This is a genomic window from Chryseobacterium cucumeris (assembly GCF_001593385.1).
Taxonomy (GTDB): domain Bacteria; phylum Bacteroidota; class Bacteroidia; order Flavobacteriales; family Weeksellaceae; genus Chryseobacterium; species Chryseobacterium cucumeris.
On sequence record NZ_LUVZ01000043.1, the window covers coordinates 395,918 to 420,637 of the forward strand.

Annotated in this window: 19 protein-coding genes; 11 read left to right on the forward strand and 8 right to left on the reverse strand. The window is 36.9% G+C overall.

The window, feature by feature from the left end; translation table 11 throughout:
* Window positions 1–3 precede the first annotated feature (3 nt).
* Window positions 4–1,893 (forward strand): monovalent cation:proton antiporter-2 (CPA2) family protein, encoded by a 1,890-nt coding sequence (locus A1704_RS19150; RefSeq protein ID WP_062675620.1) that lies wholly within the window; start codon window positions 4–6, stop codon window positions 1,891–1,893.
* 1 nt (window position 1,894) lies between these two features.
* Here A1704_RS19150 and A1704_RS19155 read toward each other — a convergent pair whose 3' ends face one another.
* Window positions 1,895–2,722 carry a GIN domain-containing protein gene (locus A1704_RS19155; protein WP_062675621.1) on the reverse strand — a complete coding sequence of 276 codons (828 nt, stop codon included), beginning with the start codon at window positions 2,720–2,722 and terminating at the stop codon, window positions 1,895–1,897.
* Between the two features lie 185 nt (window positions 2,723–2,907).
* On the opposite strand from A1704_RS19155, the gene A1704_RS19160 reads away from it, so the two are divergent.
* Entirely contained in the window at window positions 2,908–5,049 is a 2,142-nt protein-coding gene (locus tag A1704_RS19160; RefSeq protein WP_062675622.1) for a M3 family metallopeptidase, read from the forward strand.
* Window positions 5,050–5,223: 174 nt separating this feature from the next.
* Complete coding sequence (locus A1704_RS19165) at window positions 5,224–5,601, forward strand: YchJ family protein (RefSeq protein WP_062675623.1); 378 nt, start codon at window positions 5,224–5,226, stop codon at window positions 5,599–5,601.
* A gap of 207 nt (window positions 5,602–5,808) precedes the next feature.
* On the opposite strand, the gene A1704_RS19170 is transcribed toward A1704_RS19165, so the two are convergent.
* Window positions 5,809–6,309: an FKBP-type peptidyl-prolyl cis-trans isomerase gene (locus A1704_RS19170; RefSeq protein ID WP_062675624.1), complete on the reverse strand. Its 501-nt coding sequence runs from the start codon at window positions 6,307–6,309 to the stop codon at window positions 5,809–5,811.
* Window positions 6,310–6,480: 171 nt separating this feature from the next.
* Complete coding sequence (locus tag A1704_RS19175; RefSeq protein WP_062675625.1) at window positions 6,481–6,726, reverse strand: VF530 family protein; 246 nt, start codon at window positions 6,724–6,726, stop codon at window positions 6,481–6,483.
* A 120-nt stretch (window positions 6,727–6,846) separates the two neighbouring features.
* On the opposite strand from A1704_RS19175, the gene A1704_RS24760 reads away from it, so the two are divergent.
* From A1704_RS24760 to A1704_RS19190, 3 genes are all read left to right on the forward strand, one after another.
* Window positions 6,847–6,999, forward strand: a complete 153-nt coding sequence (locus A1704_RS24760) for a hypothetical protein (protein ID WP_002983641.1) — start codon at window positions 6,847–6,849, stop codon at window positions 6,997–6,999.
* A gap of 144 nt (window positions 7,000–7,143) precedes the next feature.
* Window positions 7,144–8,349 carry a metallophosphoesterase family protein gene (locus A1704_RS19185; protein ID WP_062675627.1) on the forward strand — a complete coding sequence of 402 codons (1,206 nt, stop codon included), beginning with the start codon at window positions 7,144–7,146 and terminating at the stop codon, window positions 8,347–8,349.
* A 3-nt stretch (window positions 8,350–8,352) separates the two neighbouring features.
* Window positions 8,353–11,388: an SbcC/MukB-like Walker B domain-containing protein gene (locus A1704_RS19190; protein WP_062675628.1), complete on the forward strand. Its 3,036-nt coding sequence runs from the start codon at window positions 8,353–8,355 to the stop codon at window positions 11,386–11,388.
* A gap of 75 nt (window positions 11,389–11,463) precedes the next feature.
* On the opposite strand, the gene A1704_RS19195 is transcribed toward A1704_RS19190, so the two are convergent.
* Window positions 11,464–12,489 (reverse strand): LLM class flavin-dependent oxidoreductase, encoded by a 1,026-nt coding sequence (locus A1704_RS19195; protein WP_062675629.1) that lies wholly within the window; start codon window positions 12,487–12,489, stop codon window positions 11,464–11,466.
* 383 nt (window positions 12,490–12,872) lie between these two features.
* The gene (locus tag A1704_RS19200; protein WP_062675630.1) at window positions 12,873–15,011 is read right to left on the reverse strand and encodes a S9 family peptidase; all 2,139 of its coding nucleotides are present in this window, start codon (window positions 15,009–15,011) and stop codon (window positions 12,873–12,875) included.
* A gap of 331 nt (window positions 15,012–15,342) precedes the next feature.
* Here A1704_RS19200 and A1704_RS19205 point away from each other — a divergent pair, with 331 nt between their 5' ends.
* The 3 genes from A1704_RS19205 (at window position 15,343) to A1704_RS19215 (ending at window position 17,973) form a co-directional block, all read left to right on the forward strand.
* Window positions 15,343–15,855, forward strand: coding sequence for a YceI family protein (locus A1704_RS19205; RefSeq protein WP_062675631.1), 513 nt, complete (start codon window positions 15,343–15,345; stop codon window positions 15,853–15,855).
* 81 nt (window positions 15,856–15,936) lie between these two features.
* A complete protein-coding gene (gene ygiD / locus A1704_RS19210; protein WP_062675632.1) occupies window positions 15,937–16,764 on the forward strand; it encodes a 4,5-DOPA-extradiol-dioxygenase in 828 nt (275 codons plus the stop codon).
* Between the two features lie 45 nt (window positions 16,765–16,809).
* A complete protein-coding gene (locus tag A1704_RS19215; protein ID WP_062675633.1) occupies window positions 16,810–17,973 on the forward strand; it encodes a carboxypeptidase-like regulatory domain-containing protein in 1,164 nt (387 codons plus the stop codon).
* Window positions 17,974–18,056: 83 nt separating this feature from the next.
* Here A1704_RS19215 and A1704_RS19220 read toward each other — a convergent pair whose 3' ends face one another.
* The 3 genes from A1704_RS19220 to hutH form a co-directional block, all read right to left on the reverse strand.
* Window positions 18,057–19,538, reverse strand: a complete 1,482-nt coding sequence (locus tag A1704_RS19220; RefSeq protein WP_062675634.1) for a S8 family peptidase — start codon at window positions 19,536–19,538, stop codon at window positions 18,057–18,059.
* Window positions 19,539–19,630: 92 nt separating this feature from the next.
* Window positions 19,631–20,077 carry a GNAT family N-acetyltransferase gene (locus A1704_RS19225; RefSeq protein WP_062675635.1) on the reverse strand — a complete coding sequence of 149 codons (447 nt, stop codon included), beginning with the start codon at window positions 20,075–20,077 and terminating at the stop codon, window positions 19,631–19,633.
* A gap of 88 nt (window positions 20,078–20,165) precedes the next feature.
* Window positions 20,166–21,653, reverse strand: a complete 1,488-nt coding sequence (gene hutH / locus A1704_RS19230) for a histidine ammonia-lyase (RefSeq protein WP_062675636.1) — start codon at window positions 21,651–21,653, stop codon at window positions 20,166–20,168.
* Window positions 21,654–21,783: 130 nt separating this feature from the next.
* On the opposite strand from hutH, the gene A1704_RS19235 reads away from it, so the two are divergent.
* Together A1704_RS19235 and uvrC are read left to right on the forward strand one after the other, a co-directional pair.
* Entirely contained in the window at window positions 21,784–22,545 is a 762-nt protein-coding gene (locus A1704_RS19235) for a hypothetical protein (protein ID WP_117753117.1), read from the forward strand.
* Between the two features lie 86 nt (window positions 22,546–22,631).
* Window positions 22,632–24,425 (forward strand): excinuclease ABC subunit UvrC, encoded by a 1,794-nt coding sequence (uvrC, locus tag A1704_RS19240; RefSeq protein WP_062675637.1) that lies wholly within the window; start codon window positions 22,632–22,634, stop codon window positions 24,423–24,425.
* The last annotated feature ends 295 nt before the right edge of the window (window positions 24,426–24,720 follow it).

A 24,720-nucleotide genomic window follows, 5' to 3' on the forward strand; every position in this document is an offset into this window, starting at 1 on the left:
CATATGGAATCCAGCTTAGCGATGAACACATTAATTTTCCTCGGTGTAGCCATTATTATGGTTCCATTGGCAAGGAAATTAGGGCTGAGTTCTGTCATCGGTTATATTTTAGGAGGAATTATCATAGGCCCTTATGTCCTTAAACTTACAGGAAACAATGTCAATGACATTATGCATGCCAGCGAGTTTGGAGTGATCATGCTTTTGTTTTTGGTAGGTCTGGAACTGGAGCCCCGGAAGTTCTGGGAAATGCGAAAGAAAATAATGGGTCTTGGACTATCTCAGATGGCTCTTACCATTCTTCTGCTTTTTCTTGTATTCACAAGCGTAGGCTGGAGAGTAGACAAAGCGATTGCTATTGCCATGTGCTTTGCCCTATCTTCTACAGCTATTGTTCTGCAGACTTTACAGGAAAAAAACAACCTCAAGACTACCGCCGGAGAAGCTTCATTTTCTACCCTGCTGTTTCAGGATATTTCGGTAATTCCTATTCTGGCCATATTGCCTATTCTGGCCAATTATAAAGCCAAGCATCATGACAATGAAATTCAGATTCTGATTCAAAAACTACCCGAATGGCTTCAGGCCGGAACCGTAATTTTTGGGGTAGCATTATTGATTTTACTCGGCAGATATGTATTTGTTCCCTTTCTGCGCTATGTTTCAAAATCAGGAATGTCAGAACTATTGACCGCGTCTTCGTTATTTCTGGTTATTGGAGTCTCGGAGCTGATGGTTGTGATTGGTCTTTCTCCTGCATTAGGAGCCTTCCTTGCAGGAGTAATGCTTGCCAACAGTGAATTCCGTCATGAGCTGGAAGCACAGATCGATCCTTTCAAAGGGCTGCTTTTAGCTGTTTTCTTCGTGAGTGTAGGATCAACCATTAATTTTAATATCATTCAGAAAGATCCCTTATTTATCTTCAGTACTGTTTTTGCGGTACTGGGTGTAAAGTTTGTGGTTTTATATACTATTGGAAAATTTTTCAGGATAGATACTCCCCAAAGTCTTTTTTATGCCTTTGCCCTTTCTCAGGTAGGAGAGTTTGCTTTTGTACTGCTGAATTACGCATCAGATCTTTATCTTTTAGGTCCCGAAATGAATGCACAGATGATGGCTGTTACGGCAATTACCATGTGTATCACTCCTATTCTTCTCATCATCAATGACAAATTTATTACTCCGAAATTTATCAAAGAAATTCCTGAAGAGGAACATGACTATAATATTCTTGACAGCAATGTTACTCAAAAGAAAATCATCATTGTAGGTTTCGGGCATTTTGGAAGTACGGTGGGACGTCTTTTAAAAGCCAATAAAATACCAGCTACCGTTCTGGATCGTGATTCTGACCGTGTGAAACTGCTTAGAAGCTATGGTTTTAAAGTGTATTATGGTGACGCAACGAGGATTCCTATTTTAAGAGCGGCAGGAATTGAAGATGCTGAAATTCTCGTTTTATGTCTGGATGATCCTGACGATAACAAGTTCATTGCAGAACTTGTCCGTGAACATTATCCTAACGTCAAAATTTTTGTAAGAGCCAAAAACAGGATTGATGCTTATGATTATCTGAACAATGGCGTCAATCATATTTACCGTGAAACACTGGGAACAGCCGTGGATATGGCTGTAGATGTACTTCATGAAACGGGAATGAGAAAATATGCTGCAAGACGTCTTGGCCAAAGGTTTATGGCCATTGACAAAGCATCAGTCAGAAAGCTGGCAAAAATGAAGGAAAATGATGAAGATATTACTCTGTTTACCACAAAAGAAATCCTCCAGCGTGAGGAGGATTTATTGGCTTATGATAATCTTAATTTCGATAATAAAAACTGGGAAGGATCCTCATCAGCTGATGAAGAAGATGAGGAAGAGTCTCAGGATTAATTTACTGGATGTTTACGCTTCCACCGCTGCTTTCGTCTTTTATCACACTCTTAAGCTCTCCTTTTTTCGAGATATCCACACTTCCACCGGATGAAGCACCTGCTTTCACACTGGAAACAGCACTTATGTGTACACTTGCCCCACTGGAAGCATCTGCTTCTACATCATCAGCAATAACTCCTTTTGCAGAAACGCTGCTCCCTGAAGAAGCACTCACGTCTACCTTTTTTGCTTTACCGGAGAGGTCCAGAGTTGATCCTGATGAAGATTCAATATCAAGGTTTACTGCCCATATTTTACCATCGAAACTACTGCTGCTGCTTATATTGATATCCATGTCATTCGCTTCAAGATCTCCGGAAATACTTCCTGCGCTTGATGCTTCGATGTCTGTTTTTTCCTGAGTAAATTTATCTTTTACAATAATTCTCGCAGCCGAATCCGCAATAAGCTTACTAAAATCTTTTGTATAAATTTTAGCTGTCACTTTGCTGATGTTCATCACTCTGATCCCCGGCTTATAATGAATATGCAGTTTTCCGCCATCATTTTCCACCAGAATTTCATCAATGATACTTTGTGGCGCTGAGATTTCAACTTTCTCAGTTTCAGATTTTATAACTTCTGCTTCAATGGCTTGTGAAACCTGAATTTCGTCAAAATCTCCATTAAATTCCTTATGCTGTATCGGACCGCTTTCTTTGCTCACTACCTTCTCTACCCAATTACTTCGGTCTCCGTCTCTGTCTCTATTTCGGTTCTCATGTTTATCGTTACATGAGGCTAAAGCCACAAAGGCTGAAAAAATAAATAAAGTACTTGTTTTCATGCTTATTCCTTTTGTTAATTTTTTTATTGATTTCTTTATTTAAATAACAACTAATTTATAAAAAATATTACATTACATTTGAAAATACTGTAAATACAACAAAGGGCTTAAAGAAATACATTCGCCGAAATATGTTCTATGATACAAGTTTTTAATATCTTTATGCTTTAATAACAACTATATTTATGAAGAATATTTCATCGGTATTATTAATTTCTGCCTTGGCGTTCAATCAATCTTGTACTACAATGAAACAGACCGATATTCAACAGGAGCTTCCTGCACCTGATCCCTCTTTATCTTCAAATCCTTTTATGAAGAAGAGCAAGCTTCAATACGAAGCACCGGAGTTTGACAAAATCAAAAACGAACACTTCAAACCTGCTTTTAACTACGGTTTAAAGCAACATGAAGCTGAAATTATAAAAATTGCCAACAATCCGGCTGCCCCTACTTTTGAAAATACCATCGTTGCCTTGGAAAAAAGTGGTGAAGTGCTGAGAAGAGCACAAATTGTATTTTCAAATCTTACCAGTGCTAATACGAATCCTACATTACAGGCTTTAGATGAAGAATATGCTCCTATTTTTGCAGCACATTCTGACAAACTGTACCTGAATGAAAATCTTTATAAAAGAATACAATCCATCAAAGAAGATGGTCTGGATTCTGAAAGTAAAAGACTGGTACAATATTATAAGCAGAATTTTGAAATTGCAGGTGCTAACCTTTCTGCTGCTGATAAAGAAAAACTAAAGCAGCTCAATCAGGAGCTGGCTTCTCTTTCTACCCAATATGCCAACAAATTATTGGAAGCTAGAAAACAAGGAGGTGTATTTTTCTCCGATGCGAAAGAACTGGACGGACTTTCTGCCGATGAAATTGCAGCTGCAGCCTCTGATGCTAAAACGGCAGGACAACCTGGAAAATATCTTCTGGCGTTACAAAACACTACACAACAACCTCTTCTTCAAAATTTAAAAAACAGAACGACCAGAGAAAAGCTATTTAAAGCTTCATGGACCAGAGCTGAGAAAGGAGATGCCAACGATACGAGATCAACCATCGAACAGCTTGCTAAATTAAGATTAAAGAAAGCACAGATTTTAGGTAAGAAAAACTTTGCTGAATGGAAGCTTCAGGATCAGATGGCAAAAACCCCTGAAGCAGCTACTAAGCTGATGAACCAGATTGCTACTCCGGCAGTGGAAACAGCAAGACGTGAAGCAAAAGATATCCAGGATCTTATTGATCAGCAAAAAGGAGGCTTTAAAGTAGAACCTTGGGACTGGAATTTCTATGCTGAACAGGTAAGAAAAGCTAAGTTTGATCTTGATGAAAGTGAAATAAAACCGTATTTTGAAATCACAACTGTTCTTGAAAAAGGGGTTTTCTTTGCTGCTGAGAAATTCTACGGACTGACTTTCAAAAAGAGAACAGATCTTCCGGTTTATCACCCGGATGTAGTAACGTATGAAGTCTTCGATCATGATGGAAAATCTATCGCCATTTACTATCTGGATTTTTATACAAGAGATTCTAAAAACGGTGGAGCTTGGATGAGTAATTTTGTGGAGCAGTCTTATTTATTAGGAACAAAACCTGTCATTGTTAATTGCTATAATTATCAGAAACCAGCTCCGGGAAAACCTTCATTAATCAGTTATGATGATGTTTCTACTATCTTCCATGAATTTGGTCACTCTATTCACGGAATGTTTGCCAGCCAGAAATATCCTTCACTTTCAGGAACGAATGTACCGAGAGACTTCGTAGAATTCCCATCTCAGATCAATGAGCACTGGGCTTTAGATCCTGTTGTTCTGAAGAATTATGCAGTACATTATGAAACAAAACAACCTATTCCACAGGCTTTGGTAGATAAGATCAAAAAGGCATCTACTTTCAACCAGGGGTATATGACTACTGAGTTGGTTTCTGCTGCTGAACTCGATATGGATTGGCATACGGTAAGCAATGAAAATCAGTTTATTCCTGTTTTAGACTTTGAAAAGCAGTCTTTAGCCAGCCATGGATTCAATTTGGCAACCGTTCCGCCGAGATATCACACTCCTTATTTTGCCCACATCTGGGGAGGCGGATATTCTGCAGGATACTATGCTTATTTATGGTCTGAAACATTGGACAATGATGCATGGGAGTGGATCAGTAAGAATGGTGGTTTAACCAGAGAAAATGGTGACCGTTTCAGAAAATATATTCTTTCTGTAGGAAATTCTGTAGATCTTAACCAGGCATTCAGAGACTTCACAGGACACGATCCGGATATCAAACCTTTATTGAGAAACAGAGGGTTTATTAAATAAATCAATGGAAGCATTCTTTAATCAGAGTGCTTCTTTTTTATACCTATTTGTGACCAATAGAATTTTCTATGTTTCGGCTGAAACCGGTGGATTTTTTTGTTTATTTTGAGAGAGCTAAAGCCCATTCCTATTGAATTTCATTATTTTTACAGTTCAAAATTTAAAATACAATATATGGACTGTCCATGCTGTTCAGGAAAATCATACGAAGAATGCTGCAAGCCTTATCATACCGGAGAAAAACATGCTCCTACCGCTGAAGCTCTGATGCGCTCAAGATTTTCTGCTTTTGCCATTCCGAATGGTGAATACCTGATGGAAACTACTCTTCCGGGAAAAAGAAAATACCACAATAAAAAAGATCTGCAGGAATGGGGAGAGATCAACCAATGGACGAAATTGGAAATCATCAGAACTCCCGCTTTAAATCATGTAGAATTTAAGGCTTATTATACCGATCAGGACGGCCATCCGCAAGTTCATCATGAGTTTTCTGTTTTTCAGAAGATGCATGAACGTTGGTATTATGTTTCCGGGGAATTTTTGGATTAGAGAACGGATTGAGAAAATATAATGTAGTGATGCTTTGAGTATAGAACCATCCCGTTAAAAATTCTTTGAATTTTCGCCGCCCCTCCGGTGGAGTGTAATGCTAAGCAACCAATAACTATTATAATCTTATCAATAAAAATGAGCCACAGGATTATCTGTGGCTCATTTTCTTATCTAAACATGTCAGAAAATCGGGCATTTATATTTTTAGTGAGCTTCGTTTCCGTCAATTCCGTGAGCATGACCATGCGCCAGCTCTTCTTCAGTTGCCGGACGAGTGCTTAAAACTTCCACGTCGAAATCTAATACTTTTCCAGCCATCGGGTGGTTAAGGTCTGCTACCACAACTTCCGGAGTAATTTCTACTACAAAAGCCTGGAAGTTATTCCCCTGATTGTCTGATAAAGGAAGAATAGCTCCTACAGGCGGAAGTCCTGATTCTTTAAACATTTCCACTGGTAACTGTGCAATAGCATCCGGCTGTCTTTCACCGTAAGCTTCTTCAGGCTGAATCACAAAAGCCGCTTTGTCGCCAGCTTTTAAACCTAAGATATTCTGTTCAAATTTTGGAATCATCATTCCCACACCATACAAAAATGTAAGTGGATTTTCTGTTGTTGTTTCTTCTACAAGAATCTTACTTCCATCTGGTTCGATCGTGTGAAGTATATACTTTACAGCTACAACGTGATTGTTTTCGATTGTCATATTTTTTCTTTTTTTCGTGATTTTGCCTCACGATTAATCATACAAATATACTCTTTTTGAAATGATTCAATGAGCTTAAAAGATAGGAGACGGATGATGAAGCTATGAAATGCATAAGGAAATATAATTTTCCTTTTTACTTTACATTACTTACATAATAACTCCCCGGCTTTACTTTTTTCTGTCCTCCTCCCTCTTTTTCTGTCTCAGGACAAAAAGATACAGGCTCTCTACTTTTGTTCTGGCCCAAGGTGTTTTTCGCAGGAACTTCAGGGAAGAGTTGATGCTTGGGTTATCTGTAAAACATTTAATATTGATCTGCTCGCCCAGCCTTTCGAAACCTTGATAGTATTCTACCAGTTCTTCCAGGATAGCATCAAGTCTTTTTCCGTGTAGAGGATCTTTGGACTGTTCCATCTTTTTTTTACAAAATTAATTGATTATAAGTTTATATGGAAATCCACACCACTCTTCCTTTTTTGTTTCTTATTTTTGAAGAAGTTATTCCTTACCAATAAAAATTATCCGTTACAAAACATGAGCAAAAACAACGAAGCGAACAGGAAGAAAAATAAAAAGAAAATTGATCAGAAAAAACGTAAAATACAAAATGCAGAAGCTGAAAGAAAAGCAAGGTTAAAACAAATCCGGGAAGATTTCAAAGCAAGAGAAGCTGACAATAAGCCATAATTATCTTGATCCGAAGTAAGGAAACCTTAATTTTTTAAATGAAGTATTCTCTATCTTTACATTGTAATAGCTGCAAAATAATTCTCTGCGAAACAACTTGAAAATTACGCTGCATATAGTCTTTTTAATTCTCAAATTTAAATTATGAAAATCCTCCACACTGCCGACTGGCATTTGGGTAAGCGCCTCGACCGTTTTTCAAGACTTGAAGAACAGGTTTTGGTTATGAATGAAATTGTTCAGATTGCTGATGAACAAAACGTTGATATGGTTTTAATTGCCGGTGATCTTTTCGATAATTTCAATCCAGGTGTAGAGGCTGCTGAACTTTTTTATAAAACATTAAAACGTTTATCCCTGAACGGAAAACGTCCTGTGATTGCTATTTCCGGTAATCATGATTCTCCCAGCTTAATCAATGCTCCCGATCCTCTGGCAAGAGAGTGCGGAATTATTCTCATTGGCCATCCCAAAGCGGAGATTGTGCCTTTCGGTACAGAATATTTCAACATTACCAACTCGAAAGAAGGTTTTATAGAGCTGAAAATTGATAGCATACCGTTTCCGATAAGAATTCTTCATACTCCTTTTGCGAATGAGGTCCGGTTAAAGGAATATTTTGGTGAAAATAAAGAAGAAGAAATCAACAGAGTACTTGCACAGGAATGGAAAAATCTTGCAGATCAGTTCTGCGATGATACCGGAGTGAATCTTCTGACTGCTCATTTATACATGAATAAAAGAGGGGCAGAAATTCTGGAAGAACCGGAAGGAGAAAAGCCGATTAAGATAGGAAACGCAGATTTGATTTTTTCGGACAGTATTCCCGAGCAGATTCAATATACGGCATTAGGCCACCTTCATGGTTTTCAGAATATCGGGACGAAGGAAAAGCCTGTAATTTATTCATCCTCTCCTCTGTGCTACAGTTTCAGTGAAGCCGGACAGACGAAGTTTGTTTCCATCATTGACGCAGAGCCGGGAAAAATAGTTTCCTATGAAAAGAAAATCTTGAAAAGCGGCAGAGCTTTAGTCCGAAAAATATTTAGTTCCATCGAAGATACTGTTCAATGGCTGAGTGAAAATCCCAATACATTTATTGAGCTTACGCTGGAAAGCGAAAGTTTTTTAACAGCTGATGAAAGAAGATTAATTTATCAGTCCCATAACGGAATTGTTCACCTTATTCCAAAAGTCAGAAATCTGGAATTGGGAGAAAGTCAAACCCATGAAATCAATTTGAGTCAGGATATTGATATTTTATTCAAAGATTATTTTAAATCTAAAAACGGCGGGCAGGAAGCCAATGAAGAACTGATGAATTTGTTTAACGAAATTTTAAATGCATAAGTCATGATCCCTGTTCAATTAACTATCGAAGGACTTTACTCGTATCAGGAACGCCAGACCATTGATTTCAGAAATCTTACTGAGGCGGGACTGTTTGGGATTTTCGGGGCTGTGGGTTCAGGAAAATCATCCGTTCTTGAGGCTATTTCGTTTGCTTTATACGGTGAAACGGAACGTCTGAATATGCGCGATAAAAGGGCTTATAATATGATGAATTTAAAATCAAACAGTTCTTATATAGAATTTGATTTTGTAAATTATGAGAATAAATTGTTCCGTGCCACCCGTGATTTTAAACGAAATTCCAAAAAATTTGAAGAAGTAAAACCTAATGCTGTTACTTTTTATGAGAACATCAATGGAAAATGGATTCCTTTAAATCATTCCAATGCGGAAGCTATTATCGGATTAAGCTATTCCAACTTCAAAAGGACCATCATTATTCCGCAGGGACAGTTCAAAGAATTCCTTGAATTAGGTGCTGCAGAGAGAACGAATATGATGAAGGAGATCTTTAATCTTCAAAAATTTGACCTTCAGAACAATGTTTCAGCACTTAATGTAAAAAACAGATCTGAACTGGATCAGCTGGAAGGGCAATTGAAAGGTTTTGAAGAAATCAACGAAGAGAAAATCAACATTCAGAAGGAGCAGCTGACAGAACAACAGAAACTGCTTTCTGAATCCAATGAAAAACTGGAAAAAATTTCCCAGACTTATCAACAGCTGAAAAACTTAAAAAGTGACTTTGACAGTTTACAACAGAATAAAGAAAAATTCAATAAACTCTCAGAAGAAAAACCCCAGATGGATGCTCTGGAAGCACAGGCAGAATTATACGACCGTATTTTCAGGCTTTTCAATCCGTTGATTATTGAAAAAAATAAGCTTTCAAAAGAGATTTCGGACAAGCGAAATGAGAAAGAACAGCAGATCAAAAGCCAGCAGGAAACAGAAAAGGCTTTTATTATCATCAAAGAACAACTTTCTGCTCTTGAACCACAATTTAAAGCTTTGGAGCAATCCAGAATTCAGGAAAATGATTTGAATCTTATCATTCAGATTCTTACGTTTTCTGAGGAAATCAAAGTTCTTAATGAAAGAACTCAAAAAGGCTCTGAAAAAGTAAAAGAAGTAGATCTTAATAAAGAGAAAATTCAAAAGACCATTGATGAGCTTTCCGCACAGATTAAAACTTTAAAAGAACAGAAACTGGATTCTTCCCTGCTTTCTGAAGTGGGCAGCTGGTTTATTCAGCAAAAGAATTTTAAAAAATCGCTTCAGGAACAAGCTGAAAAGATCGGGAAACATCAAAAGCAGATTGGAGAAATTACAGAAGAATTAAAGCCTTTTGCTTATACCGAAAATTATAAAGAAGATTTCACAATCAGAAAAGAAACTTTAGAGACTCAAAAAAAGGAACTTTCCCAGAAACTGGATCATCTCAAAATACAAAAAGAGCTTTCCCGTTTTGCCAGTGAGCTTCATGACGGAGAAAACTGCCCGCTCTGTGGTTCTAAAGAGCATCCGCATATTGTTGAATTTCATGATGTGAATGCCGAGTTGAAGGAAATTCAGGAGAAAATAACTTCCGTAGAACAGGAAACTATTGGTCTTCAAAAACAGGAATCAGAAATTGACAAAATTCTGGCCCGTAAAAAAATCTTTGAGGAACAGCTTTTTTCAGAACAGAAAATTGTGATTCAGATTCAGAAAGATCTTGAAAATCATGTTCTGAATTTTATATGGAAAACATTCTCTCCTGATCAGGAGGAAGAATTTGAGAAAAAACGTTCAGATTCATTCACTTTAGAAAAAAAGATTGAGGAAACAGAACGGAATATTACTTTGGAGAGAGAAAATCTTGACAGAGAAATCAAAACCCTGGAAAAGTATAAGACAGCTCTGGAATCTTTCCGTATGGAGGAAGTTTCGAAACAGGAACAGATCAATATCAGCCGTTCCAGTCTTAAAATCCTGGACTGGAATCTGTATGTCCAAAAGGAAAAATCTGAGATTGAAGAATCTTATCAAAAGCTGGTACAATCCAACAAGGAAACTGAAGAAAATTACCGGAAGGCATTAGAACAGGAAAAAATTCTTTCTCCAAAACTTGCAGAACAAAAAGCAATCGTCAGCCAATTCGAAAAACAAATTACAGAACTTGAGAAGGAGATTTCCGGAAATGAGGAAGCAATTATCAAAGCGTTGGCAGAGCAGAATTTCACAGCATTCAAAGAAGTTGAGAATATTTTACTTCAGGAAATTGATGTTCAGCTGGTGAGGACTAAAGTTCAGCTTTTCAAAGTTGAATTTGAAGCTTTGAAGAAATTCATCGGAGAGCTTGAATTAAAGCTGAAGGGACTTTCATTCGATAATGAACAGTTTTCTCTGACTGAAAAGCAATTTAATGAAGCGCAAACCGAACAAAAACAGATCAATGATTCTGTAGTTACAAAAACCGCTGAAATAGACCGTCTGGAAAAGGAATTTGTAAAAAAAGAGGAACTTCTGAAAGAACTGGCAAAGCTTCAGAAACGTTCGGAAAATCTGAAGATCATGATGAATTTGTTTAAAGGAGCAGGCTTTGTACAATATGTTTCATCTATTTATCTGAGACAGCTTTGCGATCATGCCAATGTACGTTTTCACCGGATGACGAGAAACCAGCTGAGTCTTCAGCTGAATGAGAATAATGATTTCGAAATCATTGATTACCTCAACGAAGGAAAAAGCAGAAGTGTAAAAACACTTTCCGGAGGACAGGCCTTTCAGGTATCGCTGAGTCTGGCTCTTGCACTGGCAGAAAGTGTTCAGGCCAATGCGCAGGCCGATAAAAACTTCTTCTTTATTGATGAAGGTTTCGGAACTCAGGATACGGAATCTGTGAATATCGTTTTTGAAACGCTCACCAACCTGATGAAAGAAAACAGGATTGTAGGAATTATTTCGCACGTTGAAGAGCTGAAAGAGAAAATCCCAACGGCGCTCAACATCATTAAAGATGAAGAAAGAGGAAGTATCATTGAAATTATTTAGTTCAATATATTGTAAATAACAAAAGCCACAAAAGATTTGTTCTTTTGTGGCTTTTGCACCTCAAAAACTTCCCTGTTACAGTCCTTTTATAACAGGTTTCACTTCATTTCCAAACAATTCTATAGACTTCATCATCACATCATGAGCAGGATCTCCCACATCCATGTGCCCGATAAACCTTGTAATTCCGAAAATCTCTTTCATATAAGCAATCTTATCTGCTACTTCTGCCGGACTGCCGATGAATAACGCACCGTCTTTGCTTCTTCCTCCATCATACTGTGCTTTTGTGTAAGGTGCCCATCCTCTGGAAGCTCCAATCCTATCCATCTGAGATTTATAATTATGGAAATACCCATCCACCACTTTTTGGTCATCACTCACAAAAGTATGGGAGTGGATTGCGATCTGCATTTTCGAAACATCATGTCCTGCTTTTTGGTACTCCTGTTTATAGAATTCGATCAGATTTCTAAACTGGATAGGCATACCTCCAATGATGGCTACCACTAAAGGCATTCCAAGCTGGGCTGCACTTAAAACAGACTGAGGAGTTCCACCAACAGCTCTCCAGATGGAAAGTTTTCCGTCATTTTTTGCTCTTGGATATACCGTCTGATTCTGCATCGGAGCACGAAGTTTTCCTGACCAGCTAACGTTTTCCTCAGAATTGATTTTTAATAATAATTCTAATTTTTCGTCAAATAACTGTTCATAATCATTCAGTGAATAGCCATACAAAGGAAATGACTCGATGAAACTTCCACGTCCGACAAAGATCTCTGCTCTTCCGTCTGAAATTAAATCCAGTGTTGAAAAATCTTCATATACTTTTACCGGCTCTGAAGAACTTAAAACAGTTACTCCACTCGCCAGTTTTATATTTTTTGTAATGCTTGCTGCTGCAGCCAAAACAATCTCCGGGGAGGAAACAGCATAATCCGGACGGTGATGTTCTCCCATAGCAAAAACATCAATTCCTACCTCATCCATCAATTTTACCTGATCCAGTATCTCACGGATCTTAATTCCTGCATCTCTATATTTCCCGGTTGACTGGTCAAAAGCCAGATCACCGAACATTCCTATTCCTAATTCCATATTGTTGATTTTAGTGATACAAAGTTACCACTATGGAAAATCAAAAACATTGATGTTTGTTAAGATCGAAAAGTTACTTTTTTAAAACACAAATAACACTAATGTATCACTAATAACACGAGAGTGTAATTGCGAACAAAGCAAATTGTGCTTTTGTTGGAAAACGCAAAGGCGCAAAAAGATCTTTATCTTTCTGTTTAAGGCGCAAGAAAATCGAAGATTTTCAACAAAGATTAGTTCTTATAGTATTAGGGATTATAAAATTTTATCGCAGATAAAATCTTTGCGCCTTACGACATAATCCATTAATAATCTTGTGCCTTTGCGTTTTCCAAAAGATTAGCAAAAACAAAAAATCCAGCCTTTCCGACTGGATTGTATTATTATTTCTTCAGATACAAATCAAAATAATCTGTAATTTTCTGCATCAGGTGAACTCTGTCTTTCCCGATCACATTATGCGGATGTCCCGGATAGGTAAAGTAATCCAGTTGAACTCCGTTATCAACAGCAGATTTGATGAATTTAATAGAATGCTGCCATACGACTACATCATCCTGAGCGCCATGGATCATCAGTAATTTTCCTTTCAGGTTCTGCACTTTATCAAGAAGATTAGCAGTTGCATAACCTTGTGGATTTTCCTGCGGAGTATCCATATATCTTTCTCCGTACATGATCTCATACATACTCCAGTCGATTACAGGTCCTCCTGCTACACCCACTTTGAATACATCCGGCTTACGAAGCATGAAACTTGTCGTCATAAATCCTCCGAAGCTCCATCCATGAATTCCCATTCTGTCTCCGTCTACGTAAGAAAGAGACTTTAAGTACTCTACACCTTTCATCTGGTCGTTCATTTCTGTAGTTCCCAGGTTTCTGAATACAGCCTGCTCAAACTTCATTCCACGGTTAGAAGAACCTCTTCCGTCCATTGTAAAGATAATGTATCCGTTCTGAGCCATATATTCATACCAAAGATTTCCTGAAGCCGGGAAGCTGTTGGTGATCAGCTGTAAGTGTGGTCCGTTATACAGATAAACAATGGTTGGATATTTTTTGTTCGGATCAAAGTTGGTTGGAAGGATAATCTTTCCATACAAAGGAGTTCCGTCATCTGCTTTTAAAGTTACGTTTTTAATTTCCGGCCTCTGATAATTCTTTAATGGATTTTCAGAAGTAAGGATATTCGTAGTTTTTAAATTAGCTGTATTGATAATGTTGGCAACTCTCGGTGAATTCGCATTGCTGTAAGCATCATACAGATAATTCCCATCGCCGCTCAAAGTTCCGATGTGCATTCCTTCTGCATTATCAAGCTTTTGCATTTTGAAGTTGGTCCAGTTGATTCTGTATAAATGTCTTTCCAAAGAAGTCTCTTTTGTTGATGTAAAGTAGATCTCCTTTTTCTTTTCATTGAATCCTAAAATATCAGTTACCAGCCAATCTCCTTTTGTAATCTGAGCTACCAGTCCTTTTTCAAGACTATAATGGAACAAATGATTATATCCTGTTCTCTGGCTCTGCCAGATAAAGTCTGTATTAGAGTTCGGGAAGAAAGTAAGTGGATGCTGTGGCTCAACGTATTTACTATCTGTTTCTTCAAATAAAGTTTTCACCAATTCTCCTGTCGCAGCATCATATTGATTCATTTTCATATGATTCTGACCTCTGTTCAGAACCCCTACAAAGATGTATTTTGAATCAGGACTCCAGGTAACAGCTGTCAGATATTGGTCTTTTTCACCCTCTACTTTTAAGAAAGTAGTAGATTGTGTTTTAATATTGAAAACACCTAATGTTACCTGATGAGAAGTCTGGCCAGCCATTGGGTATTTAATATTATGATTTACAGCCGGAGTTACAGACCAGTCAATGATCGGATAATCTGCTACCATGCTCTGATCCATCTTATAGAATGCTACACTCTCGGAATTAGGCGCAGGGAAAATTCCTGTATCAATTCCAAATTCATTTCTGTGAACCGCCTGTCCGCTAATGATATTTTCATTCGTTTCATTGGTTACAGCAATGGTTTTTCCGTTTCTGTTGACAAATAAATTATTCTTTGTTGTGAAGGCAAAAGTCTGGTTATCACCAAACATTTTTACGTTGGCGGCATCCTGATCAATAGCAGCTGTGCTTTTTATTTTCCAATCGTTTCCGGATTTTTCAATCCAAGACATTTTGCCCTCTGTCGTAAAATATCCATTGGAATTCCCTGTAAATTTGATAGGGGGAACAGTTTTAAACCTATCATTGGAAAGATTTCTGTTCAATTGGCTCAATGAGATCAGAGTGTCCTGTTTGTTAGTCTTCAAATCTGTAATCAGATAGCCGCCTTTTACGGCCTGAATATAAGATTTTCCATCTGCAGCCCATGAAAACTGGGAGATATTTTTCACAGCAAGGTTGGTTCTCATTCCATTTACAGCCTCCGCCATGGTAAACTTCTGGGTCTGGGCAAATGCTGAACTGCCTAAAACCAGCATCAATAAAGAAAATTTATGTAATTTCATTGTATAAAATTGAATCCTCCAAAAATAAGAAATAAAAACCATTCGTTAAGAAATGTTAAATTAAAACATTCATAAAATGGAACTCATGCATTCAAAGGAATTATTTCTTAACTTAATAGTAGAATTTTTAAAAGGAACTTGGATAATGAATTGTGAACTGTCAATCCGCTATGCTTGTCAATTGGATGTTGGAATACATTCACCATTCACTTGCGGAGCAAAAATTGACGATTGACAAAAAAATCTCATTTCTTATCCTATATCAATGACTTGTATAGGTACGCTGTCCTAAATTTGCATCATTAATAACAAACAAAAAATACAAAATACAATGGCAACAAAATGGATTTTAGACCCTACGCATAGTGAAATTACTTTCAAAGTAAAACACATGATGATCTCTAACGTAAAAGGAAGCTTCAGAACTTTCACTGCTGAAATTGAATCTGAAGACGAATTCTTTGCAAATGCAAAAACTACTGCTACTATCCAGACAGATTCTGTATTCACTAACAATACAGACAGAGATAACCACTTAAAGTCTGCAGAGTTCTTCAATGCTGAAGTACACCCTACCATCACTTTTGAATCTCAGGCGTTAAATAACTCTATCGTTGGAAATCTTACCATCAATGGAATTACAAAACCTGTAAATCTTGATGTAGATTTTGGAGGAATCAATGTAGACCCATGGGGAAATACAAAGGCAGGTTTCTCTTTTGAAGGAAAAATCAGTAGAAAAGACTTCGGTTTAAACTGGAACGCCGCTCTTGAAGCAGGAGGTGTAATGGTAAGTGATGATGTAAAAGTAGCTGGTGAATTACAGTTTGTAAAACAGGCATAGTAAATTAATATATAGCATAAAAGGTTCGGGGATTTTTCTAAAAGCCTTGAGCCTTTTATTTTTTTATAATCTTCAATATTTATGAACCTCAACGATCTCCAAAACATAAGCGACGGTTTTAAAAGTACACAAAGAATGCCTGTTTTATTTCTCGGACATGGTTCACCAATGAATGCCATTGAAGAGAATCAATTTGTACAGGGTTTCCGGAAAGCAGCCTCAGAAATTCCAAAACCTAATGCAATTCTTTGTATTTCTGCCCACTGGTATACAGACGGAACTTTTGTAACCGCAATGGATATGCCGAAAACCATTCATGATTTTTACGGTTTTCCCAAAGCCCTTTTTGATGTGCAGTATCCTGCTCCGGGAAATCCCGAACTGGCAAGAGAAACAGCAGAACTTCTTCTACCTGTAGATGTGGAAGAAGATCATAGCTGGGGACTAGATCATGGAGCATGGTCAGTTATCAAACATATGTATCCCGATGCTGATATTCCGGTGATACAGCTGAGTATTGATCATACAAAACCTCCGCAGTATCATTACGATCTTGCCAAAAGGCTGAACAAACTTCGTGAAAAAGGTATTCTTATTATCGGAAGTGGAAATATTGTTCATAACCTCCGCCTCATCGACTGGAAAAATATAAATACAGTGGGAGCCGGCTGGGACTGGGCAATAGAAGCCCGTGAAAAAACCAACAACTGGCTACTTGACGGTAACTTTCAGAATATTATTGATTATCAGAAACAAGGGACTTTCTTACAATACGCCGTTCCTACGCCTGATCATTATCTCCCTTTATTATATACTTTGGGTCTGAAAGATCAGTCTGAAGAGCTTAATTTATTCAATGATGAACTTATTGGTGGGTCATTGAGTATGACAAGTGTAAGAATCGGGTAAATTCTTCTTTTGTTTATCACTAAAAGTTTAGTAATATTGTTTACCATGAAAACAGTATTACTATTTTTTTTACTCACCACTTCCCTTTTTTCCGCACAAATGGTAAAAGGAACTGTGGTGGATGATACCGGCCACAGGATCTCTGGGGTTAACATTTATCTTGACGGGACGAAAACAGGAGTCGTTTCAGAAGAAGACGGAAGTTTCACATTACATGTTTCTGCTCAGAAATATGGAAATCTTGTTTTTCAAAAAGAAGATTATGAAACCTTTACCATCGGATTACCGGATATCATCAACAAGACTTTAAAAGTGGTATTGACCAAAACCAATGCAATTGAAGAAATAAGACTGGTTCCCTACACTTCCGAAGCTTATCAGAACTATATCAATTATTTTCTGGACACTTTTATAGGTAATAATCGTGATGATGTGAAAATCAAAAATCAAAGATCTTTAAAGTTCTCCTACGACAAAAAGAATAAGATTCTGAAAGTAAAAGCCCCCAATACACTCATTATTGAAAATAAAAATCTTGGCTATGAAATTAATTATAATCTGATCGCCTTTTCTTCGGATTTCAATACTAAAATGATTAATTATTCCGGGACCAGTTTTTTTAAAGAGACAAAAAATACGGATAAGGTGAAATTAAACCGTATGAATGCTTACGAAGGCAGTCAGCTTCATTTTTTCAGAAGTATCTATGAGAATAAAATTACTGAGGCAGGTTTTACAGTGAATCAGGTGGTAAGAGTTCCTAATCCAAAGTATCCCTCAGAAGAAGAATTAAATATTTTAAAAAATTATCTGGACCTCGTAACCAAACCTGATTTACATACGATTCCTGAAAATATCAGAGAAATTGCCCGTAGAAAAAATACTCAGAGCCCGTACATGCTGGCTATTGTAAAAACTAAAATCCCTGATTCAGATTATGTTAAAAGACAAGAAGGACATGTTTTTCTTGAATTTAAAGATATCCTGCAGGTCAACTATCCTAAGTTTTATTATGAACTTAAAGGAAAAGAATTTGTTAAAAGAACAGACAAAAGTATATTATCATCATTTCTGCATTCTGATGGAGAATCATTCGAAGTTTCAAAGGAAGGTAATATTACAATGCCTGATCAACTTATTAATGAAGGTGATTTCTCAAAAAATAAAATTGAAAATATGCTTCCTCTTGATTATCAATTAGGAGATTAGCATCAGGAACCGATTATTATATTAAAAATATGAAGGAAATACCTCAGGTGAGATATTTCCTTTTCTTTTGATAAGGATATTATTTACTGTACAGCCTTCAGAACATTAATGTTTCCATAGCCATAGCTTGAATTTACATTAGGATAATAGGTAGCTGCCTGTCTCATTTTATTGAGTACCTGATCTCTCGTCCATGATGGATTTTTAGCCCAAACCAACGCTGCAATTCCCGCTGTAGCTGCTGTAGCCACTGAAGAACCACCCACATAATCTGCCTGACCATTGTAATAGCTCAATACAGGAACAGTATTTCCTGAAGGTCTCTCCATCTGGAAAGTAAAATCAATCTGACTTCCCGAGTGGCACACATCACATTTCTGATTGGAAGTATTTTCTTTCACTCCCGTTATAGCCTGAGTTTCCGGCATGGATGCAGGGAAAATTACTCCGACAAAACTAGTGAAACTGGTAGAAGTACCTCCAGCACAGAAGATCAGTTTTCCTTTAGAATAAGCATATTTCACACCGTCTTCAATTTTCCCGACAGAGAAAACATGTCCCATTGACATAGAAATGATCTTCACATTCGTATTGTTACCCAATTCTGTGAAAGCGGTCTTTACAGCAGTCTGTTCACTGGAAGTTTCAAGAACAACATTTTCTGCAGCTCTGTAAGAGATCAGATTGGCATTATAAGCTACTCCTACAGGTAATCCTGCATTATTTCTCGGAGCGGCCATTACGGAAGCCATTTTCGTTCCGTGCCCACATTGATCTCCTGATCCGTCAGAATTATATACTCCATATTTACTGATTGTTCTGCCTGAAGAAGCACCATTATTAAAACTTCCTCCCAACAGAGTCTGTTCAGGTGAAACACCTGTATCAATAAGTCCAATGGTTACGCCAGCTCCAGTACTATAGCCCCAGGCTTCAGGAATGCTGTGTTTAGTGAAAGCCCACGGTATTTTTGCACTTGGTGTCGTTGAAGTATAGTCTGCTGTACTTAGTGTAGATGATGAAAATCCGCATCCTGATGAACCACTTCCTGAAGATTTTGCAGCTGCATTATATTGAGCTTCAAATTCAAAATAATGATAATCTGCAGGTTCTACATATCGGATATTTTTCATTTGGCGAAGTGCGGAAACAGTTTCCTCATTTTCAATCACAACGTCCATCTGATTAAGATACTGATCTGAAAGAAGAAGGAAATTTCTTTCGTCTTTTCCTTCATATTTTTTGATCACAGAAAGAACTTCTTTTTCGATATCATTGCTGTTTGGAGATTTACTTCTGTCGAAATCATCTTTAGAAGTTCCAAAACCGATAGAAACCATTTTATTTCCGCGGAAAATAGCACTCCATACGAAATGATCGGATTCATTCTTCCAATTGAAAGTACCGTCCGTTTTAATCGCCTGATTGATCCTTTCGTTGATTTGTTTTGCAGTCAACGGATCTTTCTGGGACATTTCGGTTTTTACATTTTCGTTCTGAAGATCTTCTCTGGTGCACGAGTTTAAGGCAAAAAATATTGCCAGTAGGAATACAGTTTTTTTCATATGTTATAATTTTGGTTGAGACCACAATATAACACTTTAACGGGAATTAAAAATTGAAAAAAAAATGAATTTAGCATTACATGAATATTAAATTACAATACTTTCTCGTAGCACACACTTTGCTCTATTCCAACGTATTGACCATAATTAGGTATTTTGTAAAAACCACTTTTTTCATACACCGAGATGGCACTCTTAAGATCCCTTGAAGTTTCCAATACAGCTTTTGTAAAGTTCAATTCTGTTGCCCAGCTTTGAAGTTCTTTCACAATAGCGGAACCTAATCCTTTTTTTCTGAAATCAGGATGGGTAAACATTCTTTTTATTTCTATGGTATCTTCTGAAAATGGTTTGAATGCTCCGCAGGCTGCTGGAATATCATCTATATAGGCTACGATACAGTTTTTGATAGTATCTATTGTATTGAACTGAGCAAAGAAGTCATCATTTTCTCCATTATGTTCGGCTAAAGCGGCATCAAGGGATTTTACCAGTGTTTGAAAATCTTTATGGCTGGAATCTGTTCTGAGTATATTCATCTAATTGATTTAAAGATTTAAAAATTGAAGGATTAAAAGATTTGTGAAAACAAAAAGCTCCCTTCCGGAAGCTTTCAAGTATTTTGTATTAGTTGACAACAAATTTTCGTTCGTTAATCAATTCTGCAATGGCCAGCATATCTTTACCGATAAGTCTGTCATCTTCCAGCTTGGCAACTTTAGAACGAAGAATCGCAAAGTTTTCTTCAATTACTTTAGAGCATTTCGCAGGTCTTCTAAATTCAAGTCCCTGAGCGGCAAACATTAGCTCAACAGACAGAATATTAACAAGATTTCCCAGAACCTGATTGAATTTTCTTCCTGAAATACTTCCCATAGAAACATGATCTTCCTGTCCTAAACTTGTAGGAATAGAGTCTGCCGACGCCGGGAAACATAATGTTTTATTTTCTGTAACCAAGGCAGCTGAAGTGTACTGAGGGATCATAAATCCGGAATTCAATCCTGAGCTTTCCGTTAATAATCTTGGAAGTCCATATTTTCCTTCTAATAATAAGTAGCTTCTTCTGTCTGAAATATTCCCTAGTTCTGCAGCTGCTAATGTAGCATAATCTAAAGGCAATGCCATTAGCTGTCCGTGGAAGTTTCCACCTGAAATAGATTCTTCAGCGCTTAGGACAATCGGGTTATCTGTTACAGAGTTCAATTCTGTTTCAGCCATTCCTTTAAGGTGCTCAAAAGCATTCCTGCTGGCTCCATGAACCTGCGGTACACATCTCATGGAATAAGGATCCTGAACTCTCTCACAATCTTCATGAGCTTTCATATTTTCTGATCCCTTTAAGAACTTAAGCATTCTTGCCGCAACTTTTTTACTGCCTTCAAAAGGTCTGATCTCGTGAAGTTCTTTTTTAAATGGGCTTGCTGAACCTCTGTACGCTTCAAGACTCATTGCAGCTGTCATATCAGCAAGATCTAATAAGTATTCAAATTTTTCAAGTCCTTTGATCGCATGAGCAAGGATAAACTGCGTACCATTGATTAATCCTAATCCTTCTTTTGGACCTAAAGCTAATGGTTCAAGGTCATGTTTTTTTAAAACCTCAATGGTATCAGAAACCTGATTCCCTTCCCAAACCTGTCCTAAACCAAGTAAAGGCAGTACAAGATGTGCTAATGGAGCAAGGTCTCCTGAAGCTCCTACAGATCCTTGTTCAGGAACTACCGGAATGATATCTTTCCCAAGCATCAGAATCATTCTTTCAATAACTTCCAGGGAAACTCCTGAAAATCCTTTCGAAAGAGCATGTACTTTGGTAATCATCATAATCTTGGAAAGCTCTTTATCAATTGGCTTCCCTACGCCCACCGCATGAGAAATGATAAGATTATATTGTAACTGAGCGGTTTCATCCGCTGAAATTTTAGTATCACACAATGGTCCGAATCCTGTATTGATTCCATATACGCATCTGTCTGACTCTACTATTTTCTGTACGTTTTTCTGAGATTTTAAAATTTGTTCTTTTGCCGCTTTGTTTAGCTTGGCTTTATTAGGTTTTTTACATATTTCCAGAACATCATGGAAAGTAAAAACATCTACTCCGTATATCATTTCTAAAAAATTTCCTTAAAATTACGCATTTAACAATAATTGGAAAAGCTAAATTTCAATCTTCTATATTTTTATAAAACAAGCGAAATAATTTACTACTTTTAGCCCCGAAAATTAAAAACAATAATACATGAGACTGAAAACTCTACTCCTTGCTGTATGTGTAGCAAGCACGACAGCTTTCGCGCAGAAAGTAAAATATTCTAAAGAGGATATCAAAAAAATGGAAACTTACCTTTTTAATGAAGGTTTTAATACGCCATCACCTAAGAAAACATCTACCATTATCTTAAAAGACGGAACGACCTACAAAGGTTTCTGTAATAAGATTGAAACAAAAAAAGGACAGATCTATGAAGTTGCTATCAAAGACAGTATCACCAAAAAGAATACTACTTTCAATGCTGATCAGATCAATGAGATGTATGTGTATCCGAGTAATGCAGAGAAGATTGCAAAAGTGGCAAAATACATGGGGAATATCAGAAACTTCGGAACTAAGAAGTTGACGAAAAACACCAATAATGACAGAATTTATTTTATAAATCAGACTGTGTCCCTAAAGAACAAAAAAGATGATAAGGAATTTCTGATGCAGGTTATCAATCCAGGTTTTGATGATATTATTTCAGTATACCACGATCCCAGGGCTAAAGAAACAACAGGTTTTTCTGTAATGGGATCTCCACAGCTTGGAGGCGGTGTTATCAAATCTTACTATGTAAAAAAGGGCAACAAGGTAATGTGGCTGCATAAAGATGATTTTGAAGACAATTATGATTTTCTTTTTGGAGATAATCAGGATTTCATGAAAAAATATCCTAAGAACTCTGTGGAATGGGATTATTTCAGCTTTCTTGTAAGTGAATATACTGCAATGACCAACGGATAAAATATTTTGAACCCTAAAATAAAACCTGTAGAACCATCTGCAGGTTTTTCTTTTTTAGATAGCGAAAGTTTCCTTAATTTTGTTATATGAATCCTTCTTTAGAACTACAGCTCAAAACCTTACCATCCGAACCCGGCGTTTATCGTTATTATGATAAAAACGAACAGCTTTTGTATGTGGGAAAAGCTAAAAATCTGAAAAAGAGGGTACTCTCCTATTTCAACAAAAACCTTTCAGGATACAGGATCAAAATAATGGTCAGCAAAATCCAGCGACTGGAAACGACGATTGTAAACAGTGAGTATGATGCACTTTTATTGGAAAATAATCTGATTAAAGAGTACCAGCCGTTTTATAATGTTATGCTGAAGGATGATAAGACTTATCCCTGGATCTGCATCAAAAATGAAGATTTTCCAAGAATTTTTCTGACCAGAAATATGATTAAAGACGGATCTGAATATTACGGTCCGTATGCCAAAGTACGTCCTGCAAAGATATTGTTGGATACTATAAAACACATTTATAAGCTTAGAACCTGTAATCTTAATCTTTCTCCCTCCAAAATTGCGGAAGGCAAATATAAAGTCTGCCTGGAATACCATATCAAAAACTGCGAAGGGCCATGTGAAGATCTTGAAAGCAAGGAAGATTATGACGAAAAAATAGATGCTATCCGCGGAATTATCAAAGGAGATTTCCGTAAAGCAAAAGATTATCTGGTGAATCAGATGATGAAGCTTGCTTCCAACCTGAAGTTTGAAGAAGCTCAGATCATTAAGGAAAGACTGGATATTCTTGAAGATTATCAGGCTAAAAACACAGTCGTAAATCCTAATATTGATGATGTAGATGTTTTCGGAATGACCAGTGATGAGACCGCTGCTTATGTCAATTTCTTTAAGATAAGAAACGGAAATATTATCCAGAGTTTTACTACTGAGATTAAAAAGATTCTTGAAGAAACTGATGAAGATATTATGGAAGAAGCTTTGATAGAGATCCGTCAAAAGTTTTCTTCAGATTCTAAGGAAGTTCTTTTACCGTTTCATTTGTCTGTAGAAATCCCAAATGTAAAACTGATTGTTCCCAAGGTAGGAGATAAAAAAAGAATTGTAGAGCTTTCTGAAAAGAATGCTAAAGAATACCGTCTGGAAAAGCTGAAGCAGGTTCAGATTGTAGATCCTGAAAGGCATACCAACAGAATTATGGCCGAAATGCAGAAACTGCTGAGAATGCCTGTAGAACCAAGACATATTGAAGGTTTTGATAACTCCAACATTCAGGGAACGAATCCTGTGTCTGCATGTGTTGTTTTCAAAGATGGAAAACCGAGTAAAGCAGATTACCGAATTTTTCATCCTAAAACGGTAGAAGGGCCAAACGACTTTGCAACGATGGAAGAGGTCATCTACCGCCGTTACAAAAGAATGCTTGATGAAGGAGAAAGCCTTCCTCAATTAATTCTGATTGATGGTGGAAAAGGACAACTTTCTTCTGCTGTTAAAAGCCTGAGGTTATTAGGACTTTATGGAAAAATTACCATTGTAGGGATCGCCAAGAGACTGGAAGAAATATTTTTCCCGGAAGATCCTATTCCTTTATATCTTGATAAAAAATCTGAAACGTTGAAAATCCTTCAGCGTGTCCGTGATGAGGCCCACCGATTTGGGGTAAAACATCACAGAACAAGAAGAAAAAATTCTACTATAAAATCCGAACTGGAAGAAATTTCTGGAGTTGGAGAAAAAACAATCGAATTGCTTTTGTCTAAACTGAAGTCTGTAAAACGTATCAAAGAAGCTAATCTGGAAACCCTGGAAGAAATTCTGGGTAAGAGTAAAGCCAAGGTAATTTGGGAATTTTTTAATGCCAATTAATGTTCTGACATCGCACAGTGGTTAAGTTTCCATAAATAAAAGGTCGTTTATTGGTAAAATTTCATCAGAATCATCATTTTATCAAAATGAGACAAAAACCAAAATTCCTTTTAATACAAAATAAACACTACAACAAAATACACGAATAAATAAATATTTTACTAAAAAATACTATTATATGTATTTTTTTCATAAATTAGAGTTATCAACTAATAACAATAATGTTATGAAATTTTACTCATTTTTATAAATACTTCCACCATCTTTTTACATTATGTATGATTAGATTACCTTC

What these genes read in the sequence shown, in the direction of transcription:
- A1704_RS19155 (WP_062675621.1), bottom strand. Translation starts at nt 2,722, where the DNA reads ATGAAAACAAGTACTTTATTTATTTTTTCAGCCTTTGTGGCTTTAGCC.
- hutH (WP_062675636.1), bottom strand. Translation starts at nt 21,653, where the DNA reads ATGATATACGGAGTAGATGTTTTTACTTTCCATGATGTTCTGGAAATA.
- A1704_RS19195 (WP_062675629.1), bottom strand. Translation starts at nt 12,489, where the DNA reads ATGGAATTAGGAATAGGAATGTTCGGTGATCTGGCTTTTGACCAGTCA.
- A1704_RS19215 (WP_062675633.1), top strand. Translation starts at nt 16,810, where the DNA reads ATGAAAACAGTATTACTATTTTTTTTACTCACCACTTCCCTTTTTTCC.
- A1704_RS19200 (WP_062675630.1), bottom strand. Translation starts at nt 15,011, where the DNA reads ATGAAATTACATAAATTTTCTTTATTGATGCTGGTTTTAGGCAGTTCA.
- A1704_RS19160 (WP_062675622.1), top strand. Translation starts at nt 2,908, where the DNA reads ATGAAGAATATTTCATCGGTATTATTAATTTCTGCCTTGGCGTTCAAT.
- A1704_RS19185 (WP_062675627.1), top strand. Translation starts at nt 7,144, where the DNA reads ATGAAAATCCTCCACACTGCCGACTGGCATTTGGGTAAGCGCCTCGAC.
- A1704_RS19205 (WP_062675631.1), top strand. Translation starts at nt 15,343, where the DNA reads ATGGCAACAAAATGGATTTTAGACCCTACGCATAGTGAAATTACTTTC.
- ygiD (WP_062675632.1), top strand. Translation starts at nt 15,937, where the DNA reads ATGAACCTCAACGATCTCCAAAACATAAGCGACGGTTTTAAAAGTACA.
- A1704_RS24760 (WP_002983641.1), top strand. Translation starts at nt 6,847, where the DNA reads ATGAGCAAAAACAACGAAGCGAACAGGAAGAAAAATAAAAAGAAAATT.
- A1704_RS19170 (WP_062675624.1), bottom strand. Translation starts at nt 6,309, where the DNA reads ATGACAATCGAAAACAATCACGTTGTAGCTGTAAAGTATATACTTCAC.
- A1704_RS19165 (WP_062675623.1), top strand. Translation starts at nt 5,224, where the DNA reads ATGGACTGTCCATGCTGTTCAGGAAAATCATACGAAGAATGCTGCAAG.
- A1704_RS19175 (WP_062675625.1), bottom strand. Translation starts at nt 6,726, where the DNA reads ATGGAACAGTCCAAAGATCCTCTACACGGAAAAAGACTTGATGCTATC.
- uvrC (WP_062675637.1), top strand. Translation starts at nt 22,632, where the DNA reads ATGAATCCTTCTTTAGAACTACAGCTCAAAACCTTACCATCCGAACCC.
- A1704_RS19220 (WP_062675634.1), bottom strand. Translation starts at nt 19,538, where the DNA reads ATGAAAAAAACTGTATTCCTACTGGCAATATTTTTTGCCTTAAACTCG.
- A1704_RS19235 (WP_117753117.1), top strand. Translation starts at nt 21,784, where the DNA reads ATGAGACTGAAAACTCTACTCCTTGCTGTATGTGTAGCAAGCACGACA.
- A1704_RS19190 (WP_062675628.1), top strand. Translation starts at nt 8,353, where the DNA reads ATGATCCCTGTTCAATTAACTATCGAAGGACTTTACTCGTATCAGGAA.
- A1704_RS19150 (WP_062675620.1), top strand. Translation starts at nt 4, where the DNA reads ATGGAATCCAGCTTAGCGATGAACACATTAATTTTCCTCGGTGTAGCC.
- A1704_RS19225 (WP_062675635.1), bottom strand. Translation starts at nt 20,077, where the DNA reads ATGAATATACTCAGAACAGATTCCAGCCATAAAGATTTTCAAACACTG.